Origin of the sequence: Paracoccus aeridis, assembly GCF_004923205.2 — a bacterium.
Lineage (GTDB): Bacteria > Pseudomonadota > Alphaproteobacteria > Rhodobacterales > Rhodobacteraceae > Paracoccus > Paracoccus aeridis.
The window spans coordinates 27,261-49,746 of record NZ_SELD02000007.1 but is presented as its reverse complement, the minus strand read 5'-3'; the positions used below and the strand labels follow the sequence as shown (position 1 = coordinate 49,746).

The 22,486-nt window shown below is 71.5% G+C and carries 25 protein-coding genes and 2 tRNA genes; 16 read left to right on the top strand and 11 right to left on the bottom strand.

Going from position 1 to position 22,486, the window contains the following annotated elements:
• Nucleotides 1-13 precede the first annotated feature (13 nt).
• Complete coding sequence (locus tag ELI80_RS03950; RefSeq protein WP_136649725.1) at nucleotides 14-877, bottom strand: MBL fold metallo-hydrolase; 864 nt, start codon at nucleotides 875-877, stop codon at nucleotides 14-16.
• Between the two features lie 34 nt (nucleotides 878-911).
• Between ELI80_RS03950 and ELI80_RS03945 the strand changes: the two genes are divergently transcribed.
• Entirely contained in the window at nucleotides 912-2,261 is a 1,350-nt protein-coding gene (locus tag ELI80_RS03945) for a sensor histidine kinase (RefSeq protein WP_136649724.1), read from the top strand.
• Nucleotides 2,262-2,297: 36 nt separating this feature from the next.
• Here the strand turns inward: ELI80_RS03945 and rnd are convergent, their stop codons facing one another.
• The 3 genes from rnd to ELI80_RS03930 all read right to left on the bottom strand — a co-directional run bounded on the left by rnd (nucleotide 2,298) and on the right by ELI80_RS03930 (nucleotide 5,587).
• Nucleotides 2,298-3,479: a ribonuclease D gene (gene rnd, locus ELI80_RS03940; RefSeq protein ID WP_136649790.1), complete on the bottom strand. Its 1,182-nt coding sequence runs from the start codon at nucleotides 3,477-3,479 to the stop codon at nucleotides 2,298-2,300.
• Nucleotides 3,480-3,616: 137 nt separating this feature from the next.
• Nucleotides 3,617-4,744: a tRNA guanosine(34) transglycosylase Tgt gene (tgt, locus tag ELI80_RS03935; protein ID WP_136649723.1), complete on the bottom strand. Its 1,128-nt coding sequence runs from the start codon at nucleotides 4,742-4,744 to the stop codon at nucleotides 3,617-3,619.
• A 72-nt stretch (nucleotides 4,745-4,816) separates the two neighbouring features.
• Complete coding sequence (locus ELI80_RS03930) at nucleotides 4,817-5,587, bottom strand: GNAT family N-acetyltransferase (protein ID WP_136649722.1); 771 nt, start codon at nucleotides 5,585-5,587, stop codon at nucleotides 4,817-4,819.
• Nucleotides 5,588-5,708: 121 nt separating this feature from the next.
• Here ELI80_RS03930 and msrB point away from each other — a divergent pair, with 121 nt between their 5' ends.
• Entirely contained in the window at nucleotides 5,709-6,137 is a 429-nt protein-coding gene (gene msrB / locus ELI80_RS03925; RefSeq protein WP_136649721.1) for a peptide-methionine (R)-S-oxide reductase MsrB, read from the top strand.
• A 64-nt stretch (nucleotides 6,138-6,201) separates the two neighbouring features.
• Here the strand turns inward: msrB and ELI80_RS03920 are convergent, their stop codons facing one another.
• Entirely contained in the window at nucleotides 6,202-6,669 is a 468-nt protein-coding gene (locus tag ELI80_RS03920) for an outer membrane protein assembly factor BamE (RefSeq protein ID WP_136649720.1), read from the bottom strand.
• 181 nt (nucleotides 6,670-6,850) lie between these two features.
• Here ELI80_RS03920 and ELI80_RS03915 point away from each other — a divergent pair, with 181 nt between their 5' ends.
• The 4 genes from ELI80_RS03915 to ELI80_RS03900 all read left to right on the top strand — a co-directional run bounded on the left by ELI80_RS03915 (nucleotide 6,851) and on the right by ELI80_RS03900 (nucleotide 9,944).
• Nucleotides 6,851-7,408 carry a YceD family protein gene (locus ELI80_RS03915; protein WP_136649719.1) on the top strand — a complete coding sequence of 186 codons (558 nt, stop codon included), beginning with the start codon at nucleotides 6,851-6,853 and terminating at the stop codon, nucleotides 7,406-7,408.
• Nucleotides 7,409-7,571: 163 nt separating this feature from the next.
• Nucleotides 7,572-7,775, top strand: a complete 204-nt coding sequence (rpmF, locus tag ELI80_RS03910; protein WP_136649718.1) for a 50S ribosomal protein L32 — start codon at nucleotides 7,572-7,574, stop codon at nucleotides 7,773-7,775.
• A 55-nt stretch (nucleotides 7,776-7,830) separates the two neighbouring features.
• Nucleotides 7,831-8,955 (top strand): phosphate acyltransferase PlsX, encoded by a 1,125-nt coding sequence (gene plsX, locus ELI80_RS03905; protein WP_438943053.1) that lies wholly within the window; start codon nucleotides 7,831-7,833, stop codon nucleotides 8,953-8,955.
• Between the two features lie 17 nt (nucleotides 8,956-8,972).
• Complete coding sequence (locus ELI80_RS03900; RefSeq protein WP_136649789.1) at nucleotides 8,973-9,944, top strand: beta-ketoacyl-ACP synthase III; 972 nt, start codon at nucleotides 8,973-8,975, stop codon at nucleotides 9,942-9,944.
• Nucleotides 9,945-9,950: 6 nt separating this feature from the next.
• Here ELI80_RS03900 and ELI80_RS03895 read toward each other — a convergent pair whose 3' ends face one another.
• A complete protein-coding gene (locus ELI80_RS03895; RefSeq protein WP_136649716.1) occupies nucleotides 9,951-10,217 on the bottom strand; it encodes a DksA/TraR family C4-type zinc finger protein in 267 nt (88 codons plus the stop codon).
• Between the two features lie 168 nt (nucleotides 10,218-10,385).
• Between ELI80_RS03895 and ihfA the strand changes: the two genes are divergently transcribed.
• From ihfA to ELI80_RS03860, 7 genes are all read left to right on the top strand, one after another.
• Entirely contained in the window at nucleotides 10,386-10,694 is a 309-nt protein-coding gene (gene ihfA / locus ELI80_RS03890) for an integration host factor subunit alpha (protein ID WP_136649715.1), read from the top strand.
• The gene (locus tag ELI80_RS03885) at nucleotides 10,691-11,326 is read left to right on the top strand and encodes a MerR family transcriptional regulator (RefSeq protein WP_136649714.1); all 636 of its coding nucleotides are present in this window, start codon (nucleotides 10,691-10,693) and stop codon (nucleotides 11,324-11,326) included. Before ihfA ends, ELI80_RS03885 begins: the two co-directional genes overlap by 4 nt.
• A gap of 88 nt (nucleotides 11,327-11,414) precedes the next feature.
• Nucleotides 11,415-11,492, top strand: a tRNA-Pro gene (locus ELI80_RS03880).
• A gap of 74 nt (nucleotides 11,493-11,566) precedes the next feature.
• Entirely contained in the window at nucleotides 11,567-12,637 is a 1,071-nt protein-coding gene (locus ELI80_RS03875; RefSeq protein WP_136649713.1) for a 2'-deoxycytidine 5'-triphosphate deaminase, read from the top strand.
• A 60-nt stretch (nucleotides 12,638-12,697) separates the two neighbouring features.
• Nucleotides 12,698-13,381, top strand: a complete 684-nt coding sequence (locus ELI80_RS03870) for an ABC transporter ATP-binding protein (RefSeq protein WP_136649712.1) — start codon at nucleotides 12,698-12,700, stop codon at nucleotides 13,379-13,381.
• Between the two features lie 41 nt (nucleotides 13,382-13,422).
• Entirely contained in the window at nucleotides 13,423-15,813 is a 2,391-nt protein-coding gene (locus ELI80_RS03865; RefSeq protein ID WP_136649788.1) for an FtsX-like permease family protein, read from the top strand.
• On the top strand, nucleotides 15,803-16,849 hold the full coding sequence (locus ELI80_RS03860; RefSeq protein WP_136649711.1) for a lipocalin-like domain-containing protein: 1,047 nt from the start codon (nucleotides 15,803-15,805) through the stop codon (nucleotides 16,847-16,849). Before ELI80_RS03865 ends, ELI80_RS03860 begins: the two co-directional genes overlap by 11 nt.
• A 7-nt stretch (nucleotides 16,850-16,856) precedes the next feature.
• Here ELI80_RS03860 and ELI80_RS03855 read toward each other — a convergent pair whose 3' ends face one another.
• The 5 genes from ELI80_RS03855 to ELI80_RS03835 all read right to left on the bottom strand — a co-directional run bounded on the left by ELI80_RS03855 (nucleotide 16,857) and on the right by ELI80_RS03835 (nucleotide 20,708).
• Nucleotides 16,857-17,078: a hypothetical protein gene (locus ELI80_RS03855; RefSeq protein ID WP_136649710.1), complete on the bottom strand. Its 222-nt coding sequence runs from the start codon at nucleotides 17,076-17,078 to the stop codon at nucleotides 16,857-16,859.
• 40 nt (nucleotides 17,079-17,118) lie between these two features.
• On the bottom strand, nucleotides 17,119-17,775 hold the full coding sequence (scpB, locus tag ELI80_RS03850) for an SMC-Scp complex subunit ScpB (protein WP_136649709.1): 657 nt from the start codon (nucleotides 17,773-17,775) through the stop codon (nucleotides 17,119-17,121).
• A gap of 11 nt (nucleotides 17,776-17,786) precedes the next feature.
• Nucleotides 17,787-18,605, bottom strand: a complete 819-nt coding sequence (locus ELI80_RS03845) for a segregation and condensation protein A (protein WP_136649708.1) — start codon at nucleotides 18,603-18,605, stop codon at nucleotides 17,787-17,789.
• Nucleotides 18,606-18,713: 108 nt separating this feature from the next.
• Nucleotides 18,714-19,334, bottom strand: a complete 621-nt coding sequence (gene rpsD / locus ELI80_RS03840; protein ID WP_136649707.1) for a 30S ribosomal protein S4 — start codon at nucleotides 19,332-19,334, stop codon at nucleotides 18,714-18,716.
• A 162-nt stretch (nucleotides 19,335-19,496) separates the two neighbouring features.
• Complete coding sequence (locus ELI80_RS03835) at nucleotides 19,497-20,708, bottom strand: multidrug effflux MFS transporter (RefSeq protein ID WP_136649706.1); 1,212 nt, start codon at nucleotides 20,706-20,708, stop codon at nucleotides 19,497-19,499.
• A 112-nt stretch (nucleotides 20,709-20,820) separates the two neighbouring features.
• Between ELI80_RS03835 and ELI80_RS03830 the strand changes: the two genes are divergently transcribed.
• The 3 genes from ELI80_RS03830 to ELI80_RS03820 all read left to right on the top strand — a co-directional run bounded on the left by ELI80_RS03830 (nucleotide 20,821) and on the right by ELI80_RS03820 (nucleotide 22,436).
• Nucleotides 20,821-21,243: a DUF1489 family protein gene (locus ELI80_RS03830; protein ID WP_136649705.1), complete on the top strand. Its 423-nt coding sequence runs from the start codon at nucleotides 20,821-20,823 to the stop codon at nucleotides 21,241-21,243.
• A 42-nt stretch (nucleotides 21,244-21,285) separates the two neighbouring features.
• Nucleotides 21,286-21,359: transfer RNA gene (locus ELI80_RS03825), tRNA-Gly, on the top strand.
• Between the two features lie 135 nt (nucleotides 21,360-21,494).
• A complete protein-coding gene (locus ELI80_RS03820) occupies nucleotides 21,495-22,436 on the top strand; it encodes a ring-cleaving dioxygenase (protein ID WP_136649704.1) in 942 nt (313 codons plus the stop codon).
• Nucleotides 22,437-22,486 lie beyond the last annotated feature (50 nt).

Genomic DNA, 22,486 nt, shown 5'->3' with positions numbered 1-22,486 from the left:
TGATTGCCCGGGGTCAGCCCGGGTGCCAGGTCGCCTCGGGCAGGCGCGCGTCGTCGGGGCGGACGGCGCCCAGTTCGTGCAGCGCCACCAGGTGGGCGAGCACGTTGCGGGCGGCCGCCGGCAGCAACTCGGCCGGGACGTCATAGATGCGCGCGGCGAGCGCGGCGGCGTCGCCCGGCGCCTGTTGCAGCGCCGCCATGATCTGGCCGGTGCGGGCGCGGCGGTGCGCGGCGAGCTCGGCCAGGCGGGCGGGCACGTCGGTCACGGCGGGGCCGTGCGCGGGCACAAGGCGCCGGGCTTCCCGCGCGGCCAGCCGGTCCAGGCTGCGGAAGAAGTCGGCCAAGTCGCCTTCGGGCGGGGAAATCAGCGTCGTCGACCAGGCCATCACGACGTCGCCGCAGAAGATCGTGTCGCCGCAGGCGAAGCTCAGGTGGTTGCCCATGTGGCCGGGCGTGTGGATGGCCTTCAGGGTCCATTCGTCCGTCTCGACCACCGCCCCGTCGGCCAGGACGATGTCGGGCGCGAAGTCGCGGTCGACGCCCTCGCCGCCCTGAAGTCCCTGCCCCGCCAGCCGCGCCATCAGCGCGGACCGGCCCGCCGCCGCGTCTCCGAAGGCGAGCACCGGCGCCCCCGTCATCCGGGCGAGCCGCCGAACGCCGCCGCTGTGGTCCAGATGCGCGTGGGTGACGAGGATGTGGCTGATGCGGTCCGCGCCCCCGGCGGCCGCTACGATCGCGTCGAGATGGGACGGGATGTCGGGGCCGGGGTCGATCACCGCGACCTGGCGGGTCCCCAGAAGGAAGCTGTTGGTTCCCGGCCCGGTCAGGGCCGAGGGGTTGGGCGCGAGGACCACCCGCTCTTTCACCGCATCGATCATCCGACTAGGCTAGCGGCCTGCGGAAGGGGTTTCCATGGATTTCAGCTGGCTCAAGCAGATGATGCCGAACCGGCTTTACGGGCGGGCGGCGCTGATCCTGTTCCTGCCCGTGGTCGTCGTGTCGCTGGTCGTGACGATCATGTTCCTGCAGCGGCACTTCGAGGACGTGACCCGGCAGATGACCGACGGCATGGTGCTGGAACTGGCGCTCGTCTCGGACCTTGCCGGCAGCCGCTCGCCCGCCGAGCTGGCCTCCGCGGACGAGGTGGCGGGCCCGCTGGGGATCGACCTGTCGGTCCCCGCCGCGCCCCTGCCCGACCGGCGGACCTTCATCGACTTTTCCGGCCGCGTGGTCATCTCCCGGCTGCACGAACAGCTGCCGGGCGTCACCGGGGTGGATCTGTCCGACCTGCGCCGGGTGCGGGTGTCGCTTGGGGGGGCGCCCGATGCCGCGCCGCCGGTGCCCCCGCTCATGATGGAGTTTCCGCGCAAGCGCGTCAGCGCCTCGAACCCGCACCAGCTGCTGGTCCTGCTGCTGGGCACGTCGCTGCTGATGACGGGGATCGCGGCGGTCTTCCTGCGCAACCAGCTGCGTCCGATCCAGCGGCTCGCCCGCGCGGCGGAAGCGTTCGGGCGCGGCCGGATCGAGCCCTACCGCCCGGCAGGCGCGCTCGAGGTGCGCAGCGCGGGGGCGGCGTTCCTCGACATGCGCAACCGGATCGAGCGGCAGAACGAGCAGCGGGCGCTGATGCTGTCGGGCGTGGGCCACGACCTGCGGACCCCGCTGACGCGCCTGAAGCTTGGGCTGTCGATGCTGTCGCCGGACATGCCGCCGGAGCCGGGCGAGATCGCGGACATGGAACGCGACGTGACCGAACTGAAGAACCTTGTGGACGCGTTTCTCGGCCACGCCCGCGATGCCGCGCGGGATGCGCCGGCGCAGTCCCAGCCGGCGCTGCCGTTCGTCACGGCGGTAGTGGCCGATGCCCACCGCGCGGGCCAGAACGTCACCCTACGCGCGCTGCAGGGCGACGCGCGCGCCGAGGTCACCTTCCGCGCCGACATGCTGCGCCGCGCGGTCGAGAACCTGATCGGCAACGCCGTCCGCTACGGATCGCGGGCCGAGGTGGAGGCCGCGATCGGCCCCCGCAGCTTCCGCATTTCGGTCGAGGATGACGGCCCCGGCATCCCCGCCGCTCGGCGGGACGAGGCGATCCGCCCGTTCACGCGGCTCGACCCGGCCCGGAACCAGGACCGGGGCGGGGGGATGGGTCTGGGCCTGTCGATCGCCGCCGACGTGGCCCGCGCCCATGGCGGGCAGCTGCGGCTGGTCGATGCGGTGCGTTCCAAGGGCCTGCGGGCAGAGATCGTGATCCCTCGCTGAGCGCCGCCGCGCGCGGGAACGGCGCGGGCTTGCGGGTCAGCCGCGCCCGTCGTCCAGCGGCACGACGCGGATCGACCCACCTGAGGCCGACAGCGCGATCCTGCCCTGGGTCAGGCGAATCGCGTCGTTCCCAAATACCTCGGCCCGCCAGCCGCTGAGCGCGGGAAGGTCGCGCGCGCCGGATGCGATCGCATCGAGATCGGCCGACGAGGCGATCAGGCGCGGCGCGACGTCGGCCGCGTCGGCCTTGGCCTTCAGAAGCACCCGCAGCAGCTCTGACAGTGCCGCGTTGCCGGGCTTGCCCTCGACCTCGACGGGGGGCTTCGGCAGGTCCGTCGCCTCCATCCCCGCCTTCACGGCGGCAAGGATGCCCTGCGAGACGTCGCCGCGCCGCGCCTCGCGCAGCAGCAGGCGCGAGCGGCCGAGGTCCTCGTCGGTCACGGGCTTCGTCGAGGCGAGCTCGATCAGCGCGTCGTCCTTGAAGACGCGGCTGCGCGGCACGTCACGGGCCTGCGCGTAGTTTTCCCGGAATTTCGCGAGTTCGCGCACCACGGCGAGGAACCGGGGCGAGCCCGACCGCGTGCGGACACGTTCCCACGCCTCCTCGGGGCGGGTGATGTAGGTCTCGGGATCGACCAGCACGCCGGCCTCCTCCGCGACCCAGCCGGCACGGCCGGTTTTGGCCAGCTTGTCCGACAGGAACTCGTAGATCGCGCGCAGGTGGGTCACGTCGGCCAGCGCATAGGCCGCCTGCGCGTCCGACAACGGGCGGCGCGACCAGTCGGTGAAGCGCGACGACTTGTCGAGCGGCGCCTTGGCGATCCGCTTGACCAGCGTCTCGTACCCCGCCTGCTCGCCAAAGCCGCAGACCATCGCCGCGACCTGGGTGTCGAACAGCGGGTCCGGGAAGACGCCGGCGTCGTGGAAGAAGATCTCGAGATCCTGGCGGGCGGCGTGGAAGACCTTGACCGTCGCGGTGTGCCGGAACAGCTCGTAGAGCGGCTCGAGCGAAAGCCCTTCGACCAGCGGGTCGATCAGGACGGCGGGGCCGCCCTCGGACTTCGGGCCCGACGCGGGCGGCAGCGCCATCTGGATCAGGCACAGCTTTGAATAATAGGTCCGCTCGCGCAGGAACTCGGTATCGAGCGTCACGTAGGGCTGCTGCTTCGCGAGCGCGCAGAAGTCGGCGAGTTCCTCGGTGGTGGTGATCGTACGGATGTCCTGGGACGCCATGGAAGCCTTTCACGTCGGCGGTTTGTCCGCCTGCCCGGAGGTCAGTAGGCCAACTCCCGCCGCTGCGCCAGCGCGCACGGCATTTTGATCACGCCGCGTGGCAGTCGCGCGACAGCCGGTCGTCAGAGCGGCGGCAGGTCACCCGCGGCGCGTCCGGCGTGGAAGCCGTCGACCCACGCGGCCAGCGTCCCCGCCGCGATCGCGTCGCGCATGCCCTGCATGATCTCCTGGAAGTAATGCAGGTTGTGCCACGTCATCAGCATCGAGGCGATGATCTCGCCCGAGCGGTAGACGTGGTGCAGGTAGCCGCGCGAGTAGGCGCTGCAGGCGGGGCAGGTGCAGTCGGGATCGAGCGGGCGCGGGTCGTCGGCATGGCGCGCGTTCTTGATGTTGACGACGCCGTGGCGGGTGAAGGCCTGCCCGGTGCGCCCCGACCGCGACGGCAGCACGCAGTCCATCATGTCGACGCCGCGCAGCACCGCGCCCACGATGTCGTCTGGCTTGCCCACGCCCATCAGGTAGCGCGGCCTGTCTTCGGGCAGCAGGTCGGGGGCGTAGTCGAGGACACCGAACATCGCCTCCTGCCCCTCGCCCACGGCCAGGCCGCCGATAGCGTAGCCGTCGAAGCCGATGCCGCGAAGCGCGACGGCGGATTCCTCGCGCAGGTCGCGTTCGACGCCGCCCTGCATGATCCCGAACAGCGCGTGGCCCGGCCGGTCGCCGAACGCGTCGCGCGACCGCTGCGCCCACCGCATCGACAGCCGCATCGCCTCGGCCTGTCGCGCGTGCGTGGCGGGCAGCGCCGGGCATTCGTCGAAGGCCATCACGATGTCCGAGCCGAGCAGGCGCTGGATCTCCATGCTGGTTTCCGGCGACAGCACGTGGCGCGATCCGTCGATATGGCTGGCGAAGGTGACGCCTTCCTCGGTCAGCTTGCGCAGGTCGGCGAGGCTCATCACCTGGAACCCGCCCGAGTCGGTGAGGATCGGCCGGTCCCAGTTCATGAAGCGGTGGAGCCCGCCAAGCCGCGCGACCCGCTCCGCGCCCGGGCGCAGCATCAGGTGGTAGGTGTTGCCCAGAAGGATGTCGGCCCCGGTCGCGCGGACCGACTCGGGCAGCATCGCCTTCACGGTCGCGGCGGTGCCTACGGGCATGAAGGCAGGGGTGCGGATGTCACCGCGCGGGGTCGAGATGACGCCGGTGCGCGCCTTGCCGTCGGTCGCGTTCAGGGTGAAGGAAAAGCCCGCCATGCCAGCCTCGCAGGTGAAAGGCGGGGTTCTAGGGCCGCGCGCCGGCGGGCGCAACCGGGCGCAACTGCGGCGTCAGCCTGCCACGGCGCGCAGCAGCCGGGCGCGCGCGGGCGGGATCGCCCGGATCTCCAGCCCGGTGAAGACGTGGAGCGTATCGAGCTGGTGGTCCACGACGGCGTGGTTGCTGACCCAGCCGCCCATCAGGAGATAGGTCCGCAGCAAGGGCGGCATCGCGGCCATCGCCCGGCGCGCGTCGGGCTTGCGACGCCGCAGCAGACGGGCGAACGGGAACACGTCGGGCGCCTTCACCCGCGGCAGCCACCGGCGCGGGGCGATGTGGCGTTCCCGCAGCATGGCGAAGCTGTCCTCGTATCCGTGGGTGTCGGTGCCCATGAAGGACGAGCAGCCGAACAGAAGCTCCACCCCGGTTTCGTCGACGTGGCGCGTCAGCGCGGCCCAGGCCGCGCGCAGGATGTCGGGATCGTGGTGTTCGGGGTGGATGCAGAAGCGCCCGATCTCGGCCATGGGGCCCGGAAATGCGCGCAGGCGCGACAGGTCGTAGTGCTGCGCGGAATAGCTTTCCCCGATCTCGGTCCCGTTCGCCAGCTGCAGGATGCGGAAGCACGCGACCAGCGCGCCGGTGCGGCTGTCCTCGACCAGGACGTGGCGGCAGCGGTCGTCGTGGTCGTCCGTGTCCAGCGCCGACGCCGCCTCGCCGTCCTCGGCCACGGGCAGCACGCGGTTGCCGATGAAGGCAAGCCAGCGCAGCCGCTGCGCCGCGCGCAGGTCGTCGTCGCCCGCGGCCAGGCGGACGCGGTAACGCCCCTTCTGAAATGCCAGCATCGCACCCTGCCCTTTCGCCCCGGCCATGCCGGCCTTCGCCCGCGCGGCCATCGTGACGGCCCGACTTGTGCCAGGTCGCGCCCATCCTATCTTGCATGGGCAAGCAACGGAAAGATGTCAGATGTCCGAGAAGATCACGCGAACCGATGCCGAGTGGCGCGACATGCTCGACGCCGAAACCTACCGCGTCACCCGCCAGTCCGGGACCGAGCGGCCGTTTTCCCACCCGGGCTTCCCCGACCAGCCCGGCCACTACATATGCGCCTGCTGCGGCGAGACGCTGTTCGACGGCAGCCAGAAGTTCGAAAGCCACTGCGGCTGGCCCAGCTTTTCGCGGGCGGGCGGCAGGATCGACGAGGTCCGCGACGTCAGCCACGGGATGGTCCGCACCGAGGTCCGCTGCCACCGGTGCGATGCGCATCTCGGCCACGTCTTCCCGGACGGCCCACCGCCGACCGGGCTGCGCTACTGCATCAACGGGGTGGCGATCCGGTTCGTTGCGGGCGACGCGGCGCAGGGCGCTGGGGCCGAAGAACAGCCGGTCGCGTGACGACCTGCCCGGCGCGGCAAGGCCCACGCGGGGCGCCGCGCCCGGCCGTCATCCCGCCGGGCCGTCATCCGTCGTCGCCGATGATCCCCGCCGGGTTGAAGTTGCCGAGATTGCCCAGCAACTGCCCGGCAAGGCTCACGCCCGTCACGCCGCTGTCGGTCACGCGGCGCGACAGGGTGACGACGCGGCCGCGTTCCAGCCCGAAGCGCTCGATGTTGGCCACGACCCCGTTCGCGTCGAAGCTGACGGCCACGACCTGCCGGTCGATCTCCTGCGGCTCGAACGCGCCATAGGTCCGCCAGCGCGACCCGACATAGTACCATGCCGCCCCCGTCAGCAGCCCTTGCGAGCTGGGGCGGCCGATCAGCGCCTCCAGCTCTCCCTGGGTGGTCGTGCCGACCGCGACCTGCGCCAGCTCGTCGTCGGGCGGGACGTAGCCGTGGTTGCGGTAAAGCGGCGTGCAGCCGGCAAGCGCCGCCGCTGCGGGCACGGCCAGGGCCAGAGCGATGAACCGTCGCCGTGTTGTCGTCATCCGTGCCCGTCCCCGTTCGCGCAGCCTGGTTGCCGCATTTTTCTGCGCGATGTTGACTGCGCGGGACACGCTTAGCAAACTCGGCCAGCCCGCTCAAGAATGTCGCGGGACGCGCCCGCATCCCGGCCGGCCGCCATGGGGCAGGCCCGCGCCGGGCCGGAACGAACCCGAAAGGCACCCGATGCCCGCAAACGCCGACAACTTCGCCCGCCGCCTGCGGGTGTCGCAACTCAACCCCCGCAGCTCGACCGAGTTGGACCTTACTCCTGACGAAGGCCAGCGCGCCGCCATCGCGCGGGAACTGGGCCTGATCGCGTTGCCCCGGCTTTCGATGACGGGCACGATCTCGCCCGCCCCGCACGGGGCATGGGAAATGTCCGCGCGGATGACCGCGCGGGTGGTGCAGCCCTGCGTAGTGACGCTGGACCCGGTCGAGACGGCGCTGTCCGAGGATGTGCGCCGCGTCTATTCCCCGCACGCAACTTCGCCCGAGGGCGACGAGGTCGAGATGCCCGACCCGGACGTCGAGCCGCTGGGGCAGACGATCGACCCGGGCGCGGTCATGGTCGAGGCGCTGGCGCTCGCCCTGCCCGAATACCCGCGCTGCAAGGACGCGGACCCCGCAGCCGTCACCGGGATCCTTGACCCCGAGGCCGATCCCGCCAAGGATGAGGACGACGACACCCGCCGCCCCTTCGCCGGACTGGCCGATCTGCTGGCCGGCAAGCCCAGGGGCTGAGAATCCCGGCCCCGCGCCGCAGCGGCGGGCGCGATGCCCCTGACGCGCCCGGTCGCAAGCCTTTGTCCTTGCGGCGCGGGTCAATCTGACGTATCTGCGCGCTTCGATTGCAAACTCTGCCGGGGCCGGATGCGCGCGCCCCTCAACTCTCGAAGGTTTCGACATGGCCGTCCCACAGAACCGAGTCACCCGGTCCCGCCGCAACCAGCGCCGCTCGCACGATGCGCTGACCGCCGGCAACCCCAACGAATGCCCCAGCTGCGGCGAACTGAAGCGCCCGCACCACGTCTGCCCCTCGTGCGGCCACTACCACGACCGCGAAGTCATCGCCGAGGCGGCCACCGGGCTTGACGACGACGCGGCCTGAGCTGCGCGTCCCCTGACGATCCGGTACGATTCCTTCAGCTTGGCAGCGGGATAATATGGCCACATCGCGCATGGCGGAACCGACCGGAGGGGCCCGACGCCCCGGCAACGTGGTCATATCCGTCGACGCGATGGGCGGCGACCGGGGCCCCGCGACCGTGATCGCCGGCATCGCCGCCAGCGCCGAGAAGAACCCCGAGATCCGGTTCATCGTCCACGGCCCCGAGCCCGAGCTGCGCCGCCTGATCGGCCGCCGCAAGGGACTGGCCGAACGCTGCGACATCCGCCATGCAGGCGGGGTCGTGACGATGCACGACAAGCCGAGCCAGGTCATCCGCAGCGCGCAGGACACCTCGATGTGGTCCACGATTGAATCGGTGCGTGCGGGCGAGGCGACGGTGGCGGTCAGCTGCGGCAACACCGGCGCGCTGATGGCGCTGTCCATGCTGCGGCTGCGCAAGCTGCCGGGCGTGAACCGGCCGGCGATCGCCTGCCTGTGGCCCTCGCGCAATCCGCAGGGCTTCAACGTCGTGCTGGACTGCGGCGCCGACATCCGCGCCGACGCCCCCGACCTTCTGCAATACGCGATGATGGGTGCGAGCTACGCCCGCAACGGACTGGGCGTCGACCGCCCGCGCGTAGGCCTTCTCAATGTCGGGACCGAAGAGCACAAGGGCCGGGGCGAGCTGAAGCTGGCCCACGACCTGATCGAGAACGCGGCCGAGGGCGGCGGCTTCGACTATGTCGGCTTCGTCGAGGGCGGCGACATCATGGGCGCGCGCGTTGATGTGATCGTCACGGACGGCTTCACCGGCAACATTGCATTGAAGACGGGGGAAGGGACGGCCAAGCTCGTGGGCGACTTCCTGAAAGAGGCGTTCGAGAACTCCGTCATGTCCAAGTTCGCAGCCCTGCTCGCCATGACCTCGCTCAAGCGCCTGCAAAAGCGCATCGACCCGCGCCGGGTGAACGGCGGCCTGTTCCTGGGGCTCAACGGCACCGTCGTGAAGTCGCACGGCTCGGCCGACGAGACCGGCGTGTCCGCCGCGATCAAGCTTGCGTTCCAGCTGGCGCGCGCGGGGTTCCAGGACCGGCTGGCCGCCCGCGTGGCGCAGGCGGTGGCCGCGCCCGCGTCGCAGGCGTCGCTTGCCACCGACACCCCGACCGGGATCGCGTCGTGAACGCCGGCGCCGCCGCCATCCGGCGGTCCGTCGTGCGCGGCACCGGCCACTACCTGCCCGAACGTGTGGTCGAGAACGACTTCTTCGCCCAGACGCTCGACACCTCCGACGAATGGATCCGGTCGCGCACCGGGATCGAGCGGCGGCATTTCGCGGCCGAGGACCAGCGCACGAGCGACCTCGCCATCGCCGCCGCCCGCGCGGCGCTCGACGACGCCGGGATGGAAGCCGACCAGATCGACGCGATCGTCCTCGCGACATCGACCCCCGACTTCACCTTCCCCTCGGTCGCGACGATGGTGCAGGCGGGCCTGGGCATGACGCGCGGCTTCGCGTTCGACGTGCAGGCCGTGTGCGCCGGGTTCGTGTTCGCGCTCGCCAACGCCGACGGGCTGATCCGGTCCGGTCAGGCCGACCGCGTGCTGGTGATCGGGGCCGAGACGTTCAGCCGCATCATGGACTGGACCGACCGCGGCACCTGCGTCCTCTTCGGCGACGGCGCGGGCGCAATGATCCTGGAAGCCGCCGAGGACAGCGGGACCAGCGACGACCGCGGGGTCCTGGCGACCGACCTCAACAGCGACGGCCGCTACAAGGACCTGCTGCACGTCGACGGCGGCGTCAGCTCGACCGGGACATCGGGCGTGCTGCGGATGCAGGGCAACCTCGTCTTCCGCCACGCGGTCGAAAAGCTCGCCGACACGGCGCACCGCGCGCTCGACAAGGCCGGCCTCAGCGCGGGCGACGTGGACTGGCTGGTGCCGCACCAGGCCAACCTGCGCATCATCTCGGCAACCGCGCAGAAGATGCAGCTGCCGATGGAGAAGGTCGTGCTGACCGTCGCCGACCACGGCAACACATCGGCCGCATCGATCCCGCTGGCGCTGTCGGTCGCGGACCGGCAGGGCAAGTTCCAGGAACGCGACGTGGTCGTGACCGAGGGCATCGGCGGCGGCCTCAGCTGGGGCAGCGTCGTCCTGCGCTGGTAGACGCCGCTACTTCAGCTGGCTGTCCTTCGATCCGCGGCGGTTGATCCCGCCCGCGGGCGCCCGCGCCCGGTCCTGTTCGCGCGCGCAGTCCACGCACAGCCTGACGCCCGGCAGCGCCGCCCGGCGCGGCTCGGGGATCGGTTCGCCGCATTCGGCGCAGTCCCGCAGGCTTTCGCCCGAAGGCTGCCTGCGCCGCGCGCGTGCGAGCGCTTCCTGCGTGCTCGCCTCGATCTGGTCGTTGACGGCGCCGTCCTGCGCCCAACCTCCGGCCATGATCCACCCCCTTCATGCTTCCACCCGTAAGTGGTGACGGCGCGTCAGCTTTCCAAGCGGCACGGGATTCCCCAGCATTTTCAGCTCCCGCCGGAACAATGCGACCGGAGCCGCCGTTGACTAGCAATTGGCCGACCCCCATGCTGCCTCAATTGGAAAGGCTCATTTATGAGTGAGAAGACCGTTACCCGCATGGACCTGGCCGAATCCGTCTTCCGCGAGGTGGGGCTGTCGCGCCACGAATCCGCGCAGATGGTGGAAAGCGTGCTGGACCACATCTCCGACGCGCTGGTCCGGGGGGAACAGGTCAAGATCTCGTCCTTCGGAACGTTCTCCGTCCGCGACAAGAACGAGCGGATCGGCCGCAACCCCAAGACCGGGGAAGAGGTTCCGATCACGCCACGCCGCGTCCTGTCCTTCCGCCCCTCGCACCTGATGAAGGAGCGCGTGGCGGCCGGAAACAAAAGCCGGGGATGATCAAGGCGCCCGACGCCTACCGCTCGATCGGTGAGGTCGCCCAGCTTGTCGGCGTCGCGCCGCATGTCTTGCGCTACTGGGAAGCGCAGTTCCCGCAGCTGTCCCCGGTAAAACGCGCCGACGGACGCCGCTATTACCGGCTGGAAGACGTGCAGCTAGCCGCCGGGCTGTGCGAGGTCCTGCGCGAGGAAGGGCTGACCATCCGCGGCGCGCGGCGGCTGATCTCGCTCGATCGCGGGGCGGACCTGCGGGCGCGGGGCGAACGCAGGCTGCAGTCGCTGATCGGCAGCGGCCTGAAGGATGCCGCGCCCGGCGCGGGGGCCAAGACGCGGCCGCGCAAGGCTTCCGCCACGGTCAAGCCCCGCCGCGCCAAGGGCCCCGCCGATGCGCCCGCGCCGGCGCGCACGACCAAGGCCGCGCCTGTCCTGCCCGCCGTTCCGGCACCCGGCCTGCCGCCGTCCACCGCCACCGACACGGCCCCTTCCGACAAGCCCGCGCAGTCCTGGCTCGCCCGCCTGACCGCCACCGCAAGCCACCTGCGGACCCGCACCCACGCCCTTCCGCCCGAGGCGCGCGCGCTGGTCGCACGGCTGCACGACGCCCGTTCCGTCTCCGCAATCCACAGGTCCTGACAGCGCCGGCGCGGCGCCCGCCAAACAAGGCGATTTTTCCCGCCCTCCCCTTGTGCAGCGCGAAAGCTTCGATCTATATGGCCGGCGTCGGGCCGTGGCGCAGTCTGGTTAGCGCGTCCGTCTGGGGGGCGGAAGGCCGCGAGTTCGAATCTCGCCGGCCCGACCATCATGAAACCGCCTGCCCTTCGTGGCGGGCGGTTTCGTTCATCCGGCATCCGCCGGAGGTCGTGCGGAGGGATCATGGCCGGCGTTCTTCCTGACCACGACCTTCAACGCCTGATCGACGAAGGCGCGATCTCCGCGACCGTCCCCGTCACCCCCGACCAAGTCCAGCCCGCGAGCCTCGACCTGCGGCTGGGCACCACCGCGTGGCGGGTGCGGGCGTCGTTCCTGTCGGGCAAGGGCCGCAGCGTGGCCGATCGCCTGTCGGGGTTCGAGATGCACCGGATGGACCTGACGGGCGGCGCGGTGCTGGAAAAGGGCTGCGTCTACCTTGTGCCGCTGGCGGAACGGATCGCCCTGCCGCAAGGCATCGAAGGGGTCGCCAACGCGAAATCCTCGACCGGGCGGCTGGACCTGCTCACCCGCCTCGTGACCGACGACGGGACCGAGTTCGACCGCCTGCCCGAGGGGTATGACGGCCCGCTCTATGCCGAGATCTGCCCACGCAGCTTCTCCGTTCTCGTCCGCCCAGGCATGCGCCTGAACCAGCTGCGCCTGCGAAGGGGCCACGCGGTGCTGGACGACGCCGAGCTGGCCGCGCTTCACGCCCGCACGCCGCTTGTGGGCGGGGCCGAGCCGCTGATCGACGGCGGCCTCGGTTTCTCGGTTGACCTGCAACCCGCCACCGGCGACCTCGCCGGCTACCGCGCGCGGCCGCATACGGGTGTCGTGGACCTCGACCGGATCGCGGCCTACGACGCGCGCGACTTCTGGGACCCCCTGCACACGGCTGACGGGCGGCTGATCCTCGATCCGGGGGCGTTCTACATCCTCGTCAGCCGCGAGGCGGTGACGATCCCGCCCGACCATGCCGCCGAGATGTCGCCCTATCTCGCGATGGTGGGCGAGTTCCGGGTCCACTACGCAGGCTTCTTCGACCCCGGCTTCGGCCACGGCGCGGCGGGCGACGGCGCGCGCGGGGTGCTGGAGGTCCGCTGCCACGAAGCGCCCTTCGCGCTGGAGCACGGGCAGGTCGTCGGCCGGCTCGTCTACGAGCGGATGCAGGCTCCGCCCGCGCGGCTCTACGGCGCGGGGATCGCGTCGAACTACCAGGGACAGGGCCTCAAGCTCGCCAAGCAGTTCCGCTGATCGCTTTCCATCGGCGCCGATTCGGGGAAGGATGCGGGTCTGTCAGTCAAGGGCCTGCCCATGAACGCCGTTCCCGATCTTCGCGACGTGGTGGCCAGCGCGCGCGGGCTGGAAAAGACCTACCGCACGCCCGGCGGCGACGTGCCGGTGCTGCGCGGCGTGGACCTGACGATCCGGCGCGGCGAAAGCGTGGCGATCACGGGCGAATCCGGCAGCGGGAAAAGCACGCTGCTGCACCTCGTCGGCGGCCTCGACGCCGCCGACGCGGGCGCGCTGAACGTGCTGGGCGTGGACCTCGGGACCGCCACCGATCGCGAAAGGGCAGCGCTGCGGCGGGGCGGCATCGGCATGATCTTCCAGCAGTTCAACCTGATCCCGTCGCTCGATGTGCGCGCGAACCTCGCCTTCCAGGCCCGGCTGGCGGACCGCCACGACCCGGGCCACGCCGCCGCGCTTGCCGAGGGGCTCGGCCTCGGGGCGCTTCTCGACCGCTACCCCGAGCAGCTTTCGGGCGGCCAGCAGCAGCGCGTGGCGATCGGCCGGGCCCTGGCGGGGAACCCGCCGCTGGTGCTGGCCGACGAGCCGACCGGCAACCTTGACGAGGCGACCGGCGACGCGGTGGCCGACCTGATGCTGGCGCTGGTGCGGCGGCAGGGCAGCGCGCTGGTGCTGGTCACCCATTCCCCGCGGCTGGCCGCCCTGTGCGACCGGCAGGTCCACCTGCGCGCGGGTCGGCTCGCGTGAACGCCCGCCTGCAGCGCTGGCGGCTGGTCCTGGGCGCGCTGATGTCGCACTGGCGGCGACGGCCCCTGCAGCTCGCGATGCTGCTGGCGGGGCTGATGCTGGCGACCACGCTCTGGTCCGGGGTGCAGGCGGTCAACGCCGAGGCGCGGGCGAGCTACGCGATCGCGGCCGACCGGCTGGGCACCGGCGCCCTGCCCCGCATCGAACCCGCCGGGGGCGCCAGGCTGACCACGGCCGACTTCGTGGCGCTGCGGCGCGCGGGCTGGATGGTGTCGCCGCTGGTCGAGGGGCGGCTGCGGGCCGGGGCGGCGCGGGTGTCCGTCCTCGGGATCGATCCGGTGACGCGGATCGGGCTTGCGCCCGGCGGCCCTGCCGGGCCGGGCACCGAGGGTGACCTTGGCGCGTTCATCACCCCGCCGGGCCTCGGCTATGCCGCCCCCGACACCGCCGCCACGCTGGCAGGGGCCGACCTGGGCGGCCTGCGGATCGTGATCGACGAGGACGCGCCCGCGAACACGCTGATCGTCGATGTGGGGATCGCGCAGGCGCTGCTGGGCATGGGCGACCGCCTGACGGCGCTTGCCGCGTCGGCGGGCCAGCCGGACGGCGTTCCGCCGCTGGAACGCGTCGTGCCGGGCCTGATCCGCACGGATCCCCAAGGCGGCGCCGCCGATCCCGCCGCGCTGACCGACAGCTTCCACCTGAACCTGACCGCGTTCGCGCTTCTCAGCTTCATCGTCGGGCTGTTCATCACCCAGTCGGCGGTCGGCCTTGCGTTCGAACAGCGCCGCGGCGTCCTGCGGACGCTGCGCGCGCTCGGCGCGACGCGGGGCGAGGCGCTGGGACTGATGGCGGCAGAGCTTGCGGTCGCGGCGCTCGTCGCGGGCGCAGCCGGGATCGTGCTCGGCTGGGCGATGGCGGCAGCGTTGATGCCGGGGGTCGCGGCCACGCTGTCGGGGCTTTACGGCGCCGATGTCGCGGGGTCGCTGCAGTTCAGGCCCGGCTGGGTCCTGTCCGGCATCGGCATGGCGCTGGCGGGAACCGCGCTGGCGGGTGCGCGCGGCCTTGCCCAGACCGCGCGCATGCCGCTGCTCGCGGCCGGAATGGCCGCGCCCTGGGCTCAGGCGACCCGTCGCGGCCTGCGCCTGCAGGCGGCGGGGGCGGTGGCGCTGGTCCTTGCCCTGCCGCTCTGTCTTGCCTGGGGCGGCCTCGTCGGCGGCTTCGCGGCGCTGGCCTGCGGGCTTCTGGCCGCGGCGCTGCTGCTGCCGGTGGTGCTCGACGCGGTGCTGCGGCTCGCCTCGCGCGGCGCGCGCGGCGTTCTCACCGGCTGGTTCGTCGCCGACACGCGCCAGCAGCTTGGCGGGCTGTCGCTTGCGCTGATGGCGCTGATGCTGGCGCTGGCGGCCAACATCGGGGTCGGCACGATGGTCGGCAGCTTTCGCGGCACCTTCACCGGCTGGCTCGACCAGCGGCTCTCGGCCGAACTCTACGTCACCGCCCGGTCCGAGGACGAAGGCCGGAGGATCCGCGAATGGCTGGGGCCCCGCAGCGACGCGATCCTGCCGATCTGGAACGCCGAGGCGACGCTCGAGGGCCAGCCCGGGCGCATCTACGGCGTGGCGGACGATCCGACCTACCGCGAGAACTGGCCGCTGCTGGCCGGGGCGCCGGGGCTGTGGGACAGCCTCGCCGCGGGCCGGGCGGTGCTGGTGAACGAGCAGCTGTCGCGGCGCGCCTCGCTGCGGATCGGCGACCGGATCGACCTGCCGGGCGGGGCAATGCCGATCGCGGGGGTCTATTCCGACTACGGCAATCCCAGCCCGCAGGTGATGATGGGGCTGGACGAGTTCTCGCGCCGCTTCCCCGACGCGCCGCGGCTGTACCAGGCGGTCCGGGTCGCGCCCGATCGCGCCGGTTCGCTGGCGGCTGAGCTGGCGGACGCGTTTGACCTGCCCGCCGGCGCGATCGTGGACCAGGCGCAGGCCAGGCGCGTGTCGCTGCAGATCTTCGACCGGACCTTCGCCGTCACGGCGGCGCTGAACGTGCTGACGCTGGCGGTGGCCGGGGTCGCGCTGCTGACGGGGTTGCTGACGCTCGCCTCGATCCGGCTGCCGCAGCTTGCGCCAGTGTGGGCGGCCGGCATCCCGCGCGCGCGGCTGGCACGGCTTGACCTGCTCCGGACGCTTCTGCTGGCGGCGGCGACGGGGGCCTATGCGGTGCCGGTGGGGCTTGGCCTTGCGTGGATGCTGCTGGCGGTCGTCAACGTCGAGGCGTTCGGCTGGCGGCTGCCGATGCAGGTGTCGGTCCCGCTGCTCGCGCGGCTGGCGCTGGCCGCGCTGCTGACCGCGCTGGCAGCGGGGGCGCTGCCGGCGCTGCGGCTTGCGCGGATCACGCCGGGGCGGCTTCTGAGGGTGTTCGCCGATGAACGCTAGGGTGATCGCACTGCTCGCGGCACTGGTCGCGCTGCCCCTGTCGGCGCAGGAGCGCGGCTTCGCGGGCCTGGGCAGCGACGTGGCGGGCTTCGCCCTGCCCGACAGGCCGCGCGGGCTGACCTTCCCGGCGGACCACGGCCCGCACGACGATTTCCGGATCGAGTGGTGGTACCTGACCGCCAACCTGCGCGGCGCGGACGGGCGCGACTACGGCGTCCAGTGGACGCTGTTCCGCTCGGCGCTCGCGCCCGACGGGTTGTTTCAGGGCTGGGCCGCGCCGCAGGTGTGGATGGCGCACGCCGCCGCAACCTCGGAGAACGGCCACCATTTCGCCGAGCGCTTCGGGCGCGGCGGCATCGGCCAGGCGGGGGTCACGGCGCAGCCCTTCGCGGCGTGGATCGACGACTGGCAGATGGTGGCGACCGGCCCTGATGGAAGCCCGGACCGGCTCCGGATCACGGCCCGGGGCGCGGATTTCGGCTACGACCTTGCCGCGACCGCAGGCGGGCCGCTGGTCGCGAACGGCGAAAACGGCTTTTCGATCAAGGGCCCGCAGGGTCAGGCGAGCCACTATTACAGCCAGCCGTTCTACGACATCGCCGGCGTCCTCACCCTGTCCGGGGCGCAGGTGCAGGTCAGCGGGCAGGCGTGGCTCGACCGGGAATGGTCGTCGCAGCCGCTCGACCGCAGCCAGCAGGGCTGGGACTGGATGGCGCTGCACCTGGACGACGGGCGCAAGCTGATGGCGGCGCAGGTGCGGGGTGCGCAGCCGTTCCGCTTCGGCAGCCTGATCGCCGCGGACGGCTCGGTCCAGCCGCTGACGCACGACGATGTGGAGCTGACGCCCGCCCGCGGCAGCCCGCCGACATCGTGGCGCGTGCGCGTGCCAAGCGGGAGCATCGACGTGACAATCGGCGCGGTGAACCCGGACAGCGCGATGGCGACCAGCGTGCCCTATTGGGAAGGTCCGGTGCGGATCGAGGGGTCGAGCGGCGGGCGCGGCTACCTGGAGATGACCGGCTACCCGGCGCGCTAGCGGCCGCTCAGCGCCCCATGCGGCGGGTGATCCGCGCCGCCTGCCGGGCGCGCTTGGTCGCCTCGCGCATGTTCCTGGCCTGCTTGTTTGCGGCAGAGGTCGGCTGGCCCTTGGCGGTGGTGCCGCCCATGCGCTTGCTGACGTGGCCGATGCCCTTGTTCATGCCCCAGTTCACCGCCCGGCGCGTGACCATGCGGGCGAACATGTTGAAGATCTGGTTCAGGTTCATCTTGATCCTTGGGGAAGTTCGCCGCGCGGGCGGTCCGTCGTCACAGGTCGTCGTCGAAGAGATCGTCGGCGGGCGCCGCGTCCTCGGCATCCATATCGGAACCTCCGTCACCCTGCGCAAGGGGCAGACCCGCGGCGCCGGGCCGGGTGTCCAGCAGCCCCGCCGCGCGCAGTTCCGCGAGCCCCGGCAGGTCGCGGGTGCTTTCCAGCGCGAAGTGGTCGAGAAAGCTTTCCGTCACGACGAACGTCACCGGGCGGCCGGGGCTCTGCCGGCGGCGGCCGACGCGGACCCAGCCGATCTCGATCAGCTGGTCCAGCGTGCCGCGGCTGACGGCGACGCGGCGGATCTCCTCGATCTCGGCGCGGGTGACGGGCTGGTGATAGGCGACGATGGCCAGCGTCTCGGTTGCGGCGCGCGACAGGCGGCGCTGCTCGACCGTGTGGTGCTGCATCAGGAAGCCGAGATCGCCCGCGGTGCGGAACGCGAAGGCATCGCCCACGCGGGCAAGCTCGACACCCCGCCCGGCATAGCGGCGGCGCAGGCGCGCGACCGCCTCGGCGGGATCGCTGCCGGCCGGCATGCGCGCCGCGAGGTCGGCGATCCGCAACGGCTCGGTCGCGGCGAACAGAAGCGCCTCGGCCATCCGCTCCTGCTCGTCGGGCGACGGGGGACGGAAGCCGGGGGCCGCGTCGGTCATCGTGGCAGCGGTCATCGCGTGCGGCGGCGGATGGCGATGGGGGCGAACGTGCCTTCCTGCCGGATCTGCAGCTGGCCCTGCTTGGCCATTTCCAGCGACGCCGCGAAGGTCGCGGCCGTGGCCGAACGGCGGCGGGCAGCCGACGCGTCCCACCCGTCGGGGAGAAAGTCGGCGAGGTCGGTCCAGCCCCCCGCGAAGCCGATCAGCCCCCGCATCCGGTCGAGCGCCTGTTCCATCGTGTAGATGTCCCGGCGGTCGAGGGCGAAGGGGCGGAACTCGTCGCGGGTCTTCAGCCGCGCGTAGGCACGCATCAGGTCGATCAGCCCGGCCTGCCATTCCACCCGCCTGACCCGCAGCGTCGGGTCGGGGTCGCCACGGCAGAACCGGTCGGCGCCCAGCCGGTCCCGCGCCAGCAACTGCGCCGCCGCCTGCCGCATCGCCTGCAAGCGCTCAAGCTGGAAGGCGAGATGGGCGGCCATGTCCTCGGCCGACGGCCCCTCGGCCTCGGGATCGGGCGGCAGCAGCAGGCGCGACTTCAGGAACGCGAGCCACGCCGCCATGACGAGGTAGTCCGCCGCCAGCTCGATCCTAAGCGTCCGGGCCTGTTCGACGAAGGCCAGGTACTGCTCGGCCAGCGCCAGCACGCTGATCTGCATCAGGTCCACCTTCTGCGTCCGCGCGAGCGTCAGCAGCAGGTCCAGCGGTCCGTCGTAACCCGGCACGTCGACGATCAGCGCGTCGTCCGCCACGTCATCGGCAGTGGGGGCCGGGACTGATGCCGGGGCGGGCGCCGGGTCGGCAACCGGGGCGAGGTGCGAGGGGCGTTTCATCCGCGAAGCGTCCGCCAAGGCCACAAGGCTGTCAACGCCGGCACGACCGTCGCAACGAAAAGGGCCGCCCCGAAGGGACGGCCCGATGCCAGGACGATCCGCCGGGGATCAGTTCTGCGCGTAGTATTCGACGACCAGGTTCGGCTCCATCTGGACGGCGTAGGGGACGTCGCCCAGCGCCGGGGTCCGCACGAAGGTCGCGGTCATCTTGTTGTGGTCGACTTCCAGGTAGTCGGGCACGTCACGCTCGGGCAGGCCGACGGCCTCCAGCACGATGGCGAGCTGGCGCGACTTGTCGCGGACCGACACCACGTCGCCTTCCTTGACGCGGTAGGACGCGATGTTCACGCGCTGGCCGTTCACCTGCACGTGGCCGTGGTTCACGAACTGGCGCGCGGCAAAGATCGTCGGGACGAACTTTGCGCGGTAGACCACGGCGTCGAGACGACGCTCCAGCAGGCCGACCAGCATCTCGCCGGTGTCGCCGCGCAGGCGCTCGGCCTCGGCGTAAATGCGGCGGAACTGCTTTTCGGTCAGGTCGCCGTAATAGCCCTTGAGCTTCTGCTTCGCGCGCAGCTGGGTGCCGAAGTCCGACAGCTTGTTCTTGCGGCGCTGGCCGTGCTGGCCGGGGCCGTATTCACGCTTGTTGACCGGGGACTTGGCGCGGCCCCAGATGTTCTCGCCCATGCGGCGGTCGATCTTGTACTTGGCAGCGGTGCGTTTGGTCATCGCTGATCTCCTTCAGTTGACAGTGTGAAGGGCGTTGTCCTTTGCGTTGCCCGTCAGGGGGCGCGGCCGACAGGTTTCCCCTTGCGGGGTCCACCAACACCAATGGAAGCGGCGCTTATAGCGGCGGGCGCGCGGGTGTCAATGCCCGCGCGCGTCCGGATTTCAGTGCATCATCCGGCCCATCAGCAGCCACGCGAGGGTCGAACACACCAGCGTCGCGACCGTCACCGGCAGCGCGGTGCCGTCGAAGGCGAGCCCCACCGGCGCCGCGATCATCACCGCCAGCAGGGTGGACACCGCCGACACCACCGACGCGGTCATTCCCGCGATGTGCCCCTTGCGCTGCATGGCGAGCGCGTTGAGGTTCCCGAAGGTCAGCCCCGCCATCATGAACAGGCTGACGGCCCACAGGAAGAACGCGGGGAACCGCAGCGCCTGTGGCAGGATGCCGGTCGCGAGCGTCAGCAGGAACAGCCCCGAGATCAGGATCTGGATCCCGTAGGCGCCCCGCGCGATCCGCCGCATCCCCAGCCGCATCACCAGCCGCGCATTGATGAACGTGCCCGTCGCCGCCAGCAGCGCCAGGACCGCGAACCACAGCGGGAACTGCTCGCCCGTGCCGTAGGTGTCCGCGAACAGCTGCTGCGCCGACGACAGCAGCGCGAACATCTGCCCGAACCCCAGCGCGATCACGACCGTGCACAGCAGGATCTCGCGGTCCGACAGCACCTCGCGCGCACCGGCCCACAGCGTGCCGAGCTGCAGCGGCCGGCGGGCGGCGCGGGGCAGCGTCTCCACCTGGCGCAGCGTGAACCAGGCGATCCCCGTCGCGCCGAACAGCAGGAAGCCGCCGAAGACGCCCTTCCAGCCCATGAAGTGGATGAACGCGAGCCCGATCGACGGCGCCATGGCCGGCACGATCATGAACACCATCATGATGAAGCTGGTGATGCGCGCCATCTCGCGCCCCTCGTACATGTCCCGCACCAGCGCGGTGCCGACGATGCGCGGCCCGGCCGCGCCGAGGCCCTGGACGAAGCGCGCCACCAGCAGCATCTCCAGCGATCGCGTGAACAACGCCGCGGCCGAGGCGGCAAGATAGATGCCGAAGCCGATCGCCATTGCGGACTTGCGCCCGATCGCGTCCGAGATGGGGCCGGCGAACAGCGTGCCGAGCCCCATGCCCGCGACGAAGCTGGTCAGGATCAGCTGGGCCCGGTTCACGTCGTCGGGGGAAAGCTCTGCCGCGATCTCGGGCAGCGCGGGCAGCATGGCGTCGATCGAAAAGGCCACCGTGGCGAACATGAACGCCAGCAGCGCGATCAGTTCGCCCTGCGGCAGCCGGCGGGCGGCCGTCTGGGTGAAAGTTGTCATCGGAATTTCCTTTCGGACGTGACCTACGTCCTGTTCGGGGTCGCCGCAAGCGGCGCGGGCCCGCCGCCCCGCCACCCTGTTAACCGTCCCGCGGCCGTCCTATATCGGCGCCATGACAGCCCCCCTGCACATGATGAAGCTCTGCGTCGGCGCCCCCGGCCCCGACGCGCTGGCCCAGTGGCAGCGCGAACGCTTCGGCGACGGCCCCGCGCAGCACGTGACGCGGATGTGGCCCCGGCGGGCCGAGGAACTGCTGGCAGGCGGTTCGATCTACTGGGTGTTCAAGGGCACGATGCTGGCGCGCCAGCGCCTTCTGGCGTTCGAGGAGCGCAAGGGCGACGACGGCATCACCCGCTGCGCGCTGCTGCTGGACCCGAAGCTGGTGCCGGTCGCGGCGGTGCCGCGCCGGGCGTTCCAGGGCTGGCGCTACCTCAAGCCGGGCGACGCCCCGCCCGACGTCCCCGAGCATCGCGCAGCCGACACGCCGCTTCCGCCCGGCCTTGCGCGCGAACTGGCGGCCATGGGGCTGCTGTGACCGCTTGACCGGCCCGCCCGCGCGCGGTAACTGGGGCGCGACGCGGGTGTAGCTCAATGGTAGAGCAGAAGCTTCCCAAGCTTACGACGAGGGTTCGATTCCCTTCACCCGCTCCAACCCCCGACCAACCTCACGCATGGCACCGGCGCGCTGGCCGGATGTTCGACTTGCCTGAACATCCTGTTTCAAGCCGTCCCATTTTTTCGCACGCCTGATTGCGCCATATCGGCCTCGAGAAAAGGGAGCCGATCATGCAACTCACCGGAATCCACCACCTGACCGCCGTTACCGCGGACGCGCCGGGCAACAACCGCTTCTATACCCAGGTGATGGGCATGCGGCGGGTCAAGAAGACCGTCAACCAGGACGACGTGTCCGCCTATCACCTGTTCTTCGCCGACGGCGCGGGCAGCGCGGGCACGGACCTCACCTTCTTCGACTGGCCGATGGGGCCGGAACGGCGCGGAACGAGGTCGGTCATCCGCACCGGCCTGCGCGTGGACGAGGCGAGCCTGGACTACTGGGCCGCGCGGCTGCGCGACGAGGGCGTGAGCGCCCGGCCGATTGCGCAGGTTGACGGGCGCGCCACGCTGGACTTCGAGGATCCCGAGGGGCAACGCCTGCGCCTGACCGCCGACGCGCGCGGCGGGTCGCAGCCTTGGGACCGCAGCCCGGTCCCGGCAGAGCACCAGCTTCTGGGCCTCGGGCCGATCACGATGGCGGTGCGCGACCTCGGGCCGACGAAGGCGGTGCTGACCGAGCTGATGAACATGCGCGAGGCGCGCGACTACGCCTCACCCGACGCCCAGGGGCGGGTCCACGTCTTCGAGATGGGCGCCGGCGGAGCGGCGGCGGAACTGCACCTCGCGGTCCAGCCCGACGTCCCCACCGCGGGCCAGGGTGCGGGCGGCGTCCACCACGTCGCCTTCCGCGTCCCCGACGAGGCCGCGCTGCACGCGTGGTCGGAACGCGCGGCCGACTTCGGCATGCGCAGCACCGGCGAGGTTGAACGCTTCTACTTCCGCAGCGTCTATTTCCGCGAGCCGGGCGGCGTCCTGTTCGAACTCGCGACCGACGGGCCCGGCTTCGCCCAGGACGAGCCGTTCGAGAGCATGGGCGAAAGCCTGTCCCTGCCGCCGTTCCTCGAACCGCGCCGGGCCGAGATCGAGGCGGGGCTGAAGCCGCTCGACTGATCGCCCCCCGACGGCACGACAAGCCCCCGCACCTGCGGGGGCTTTTTCAT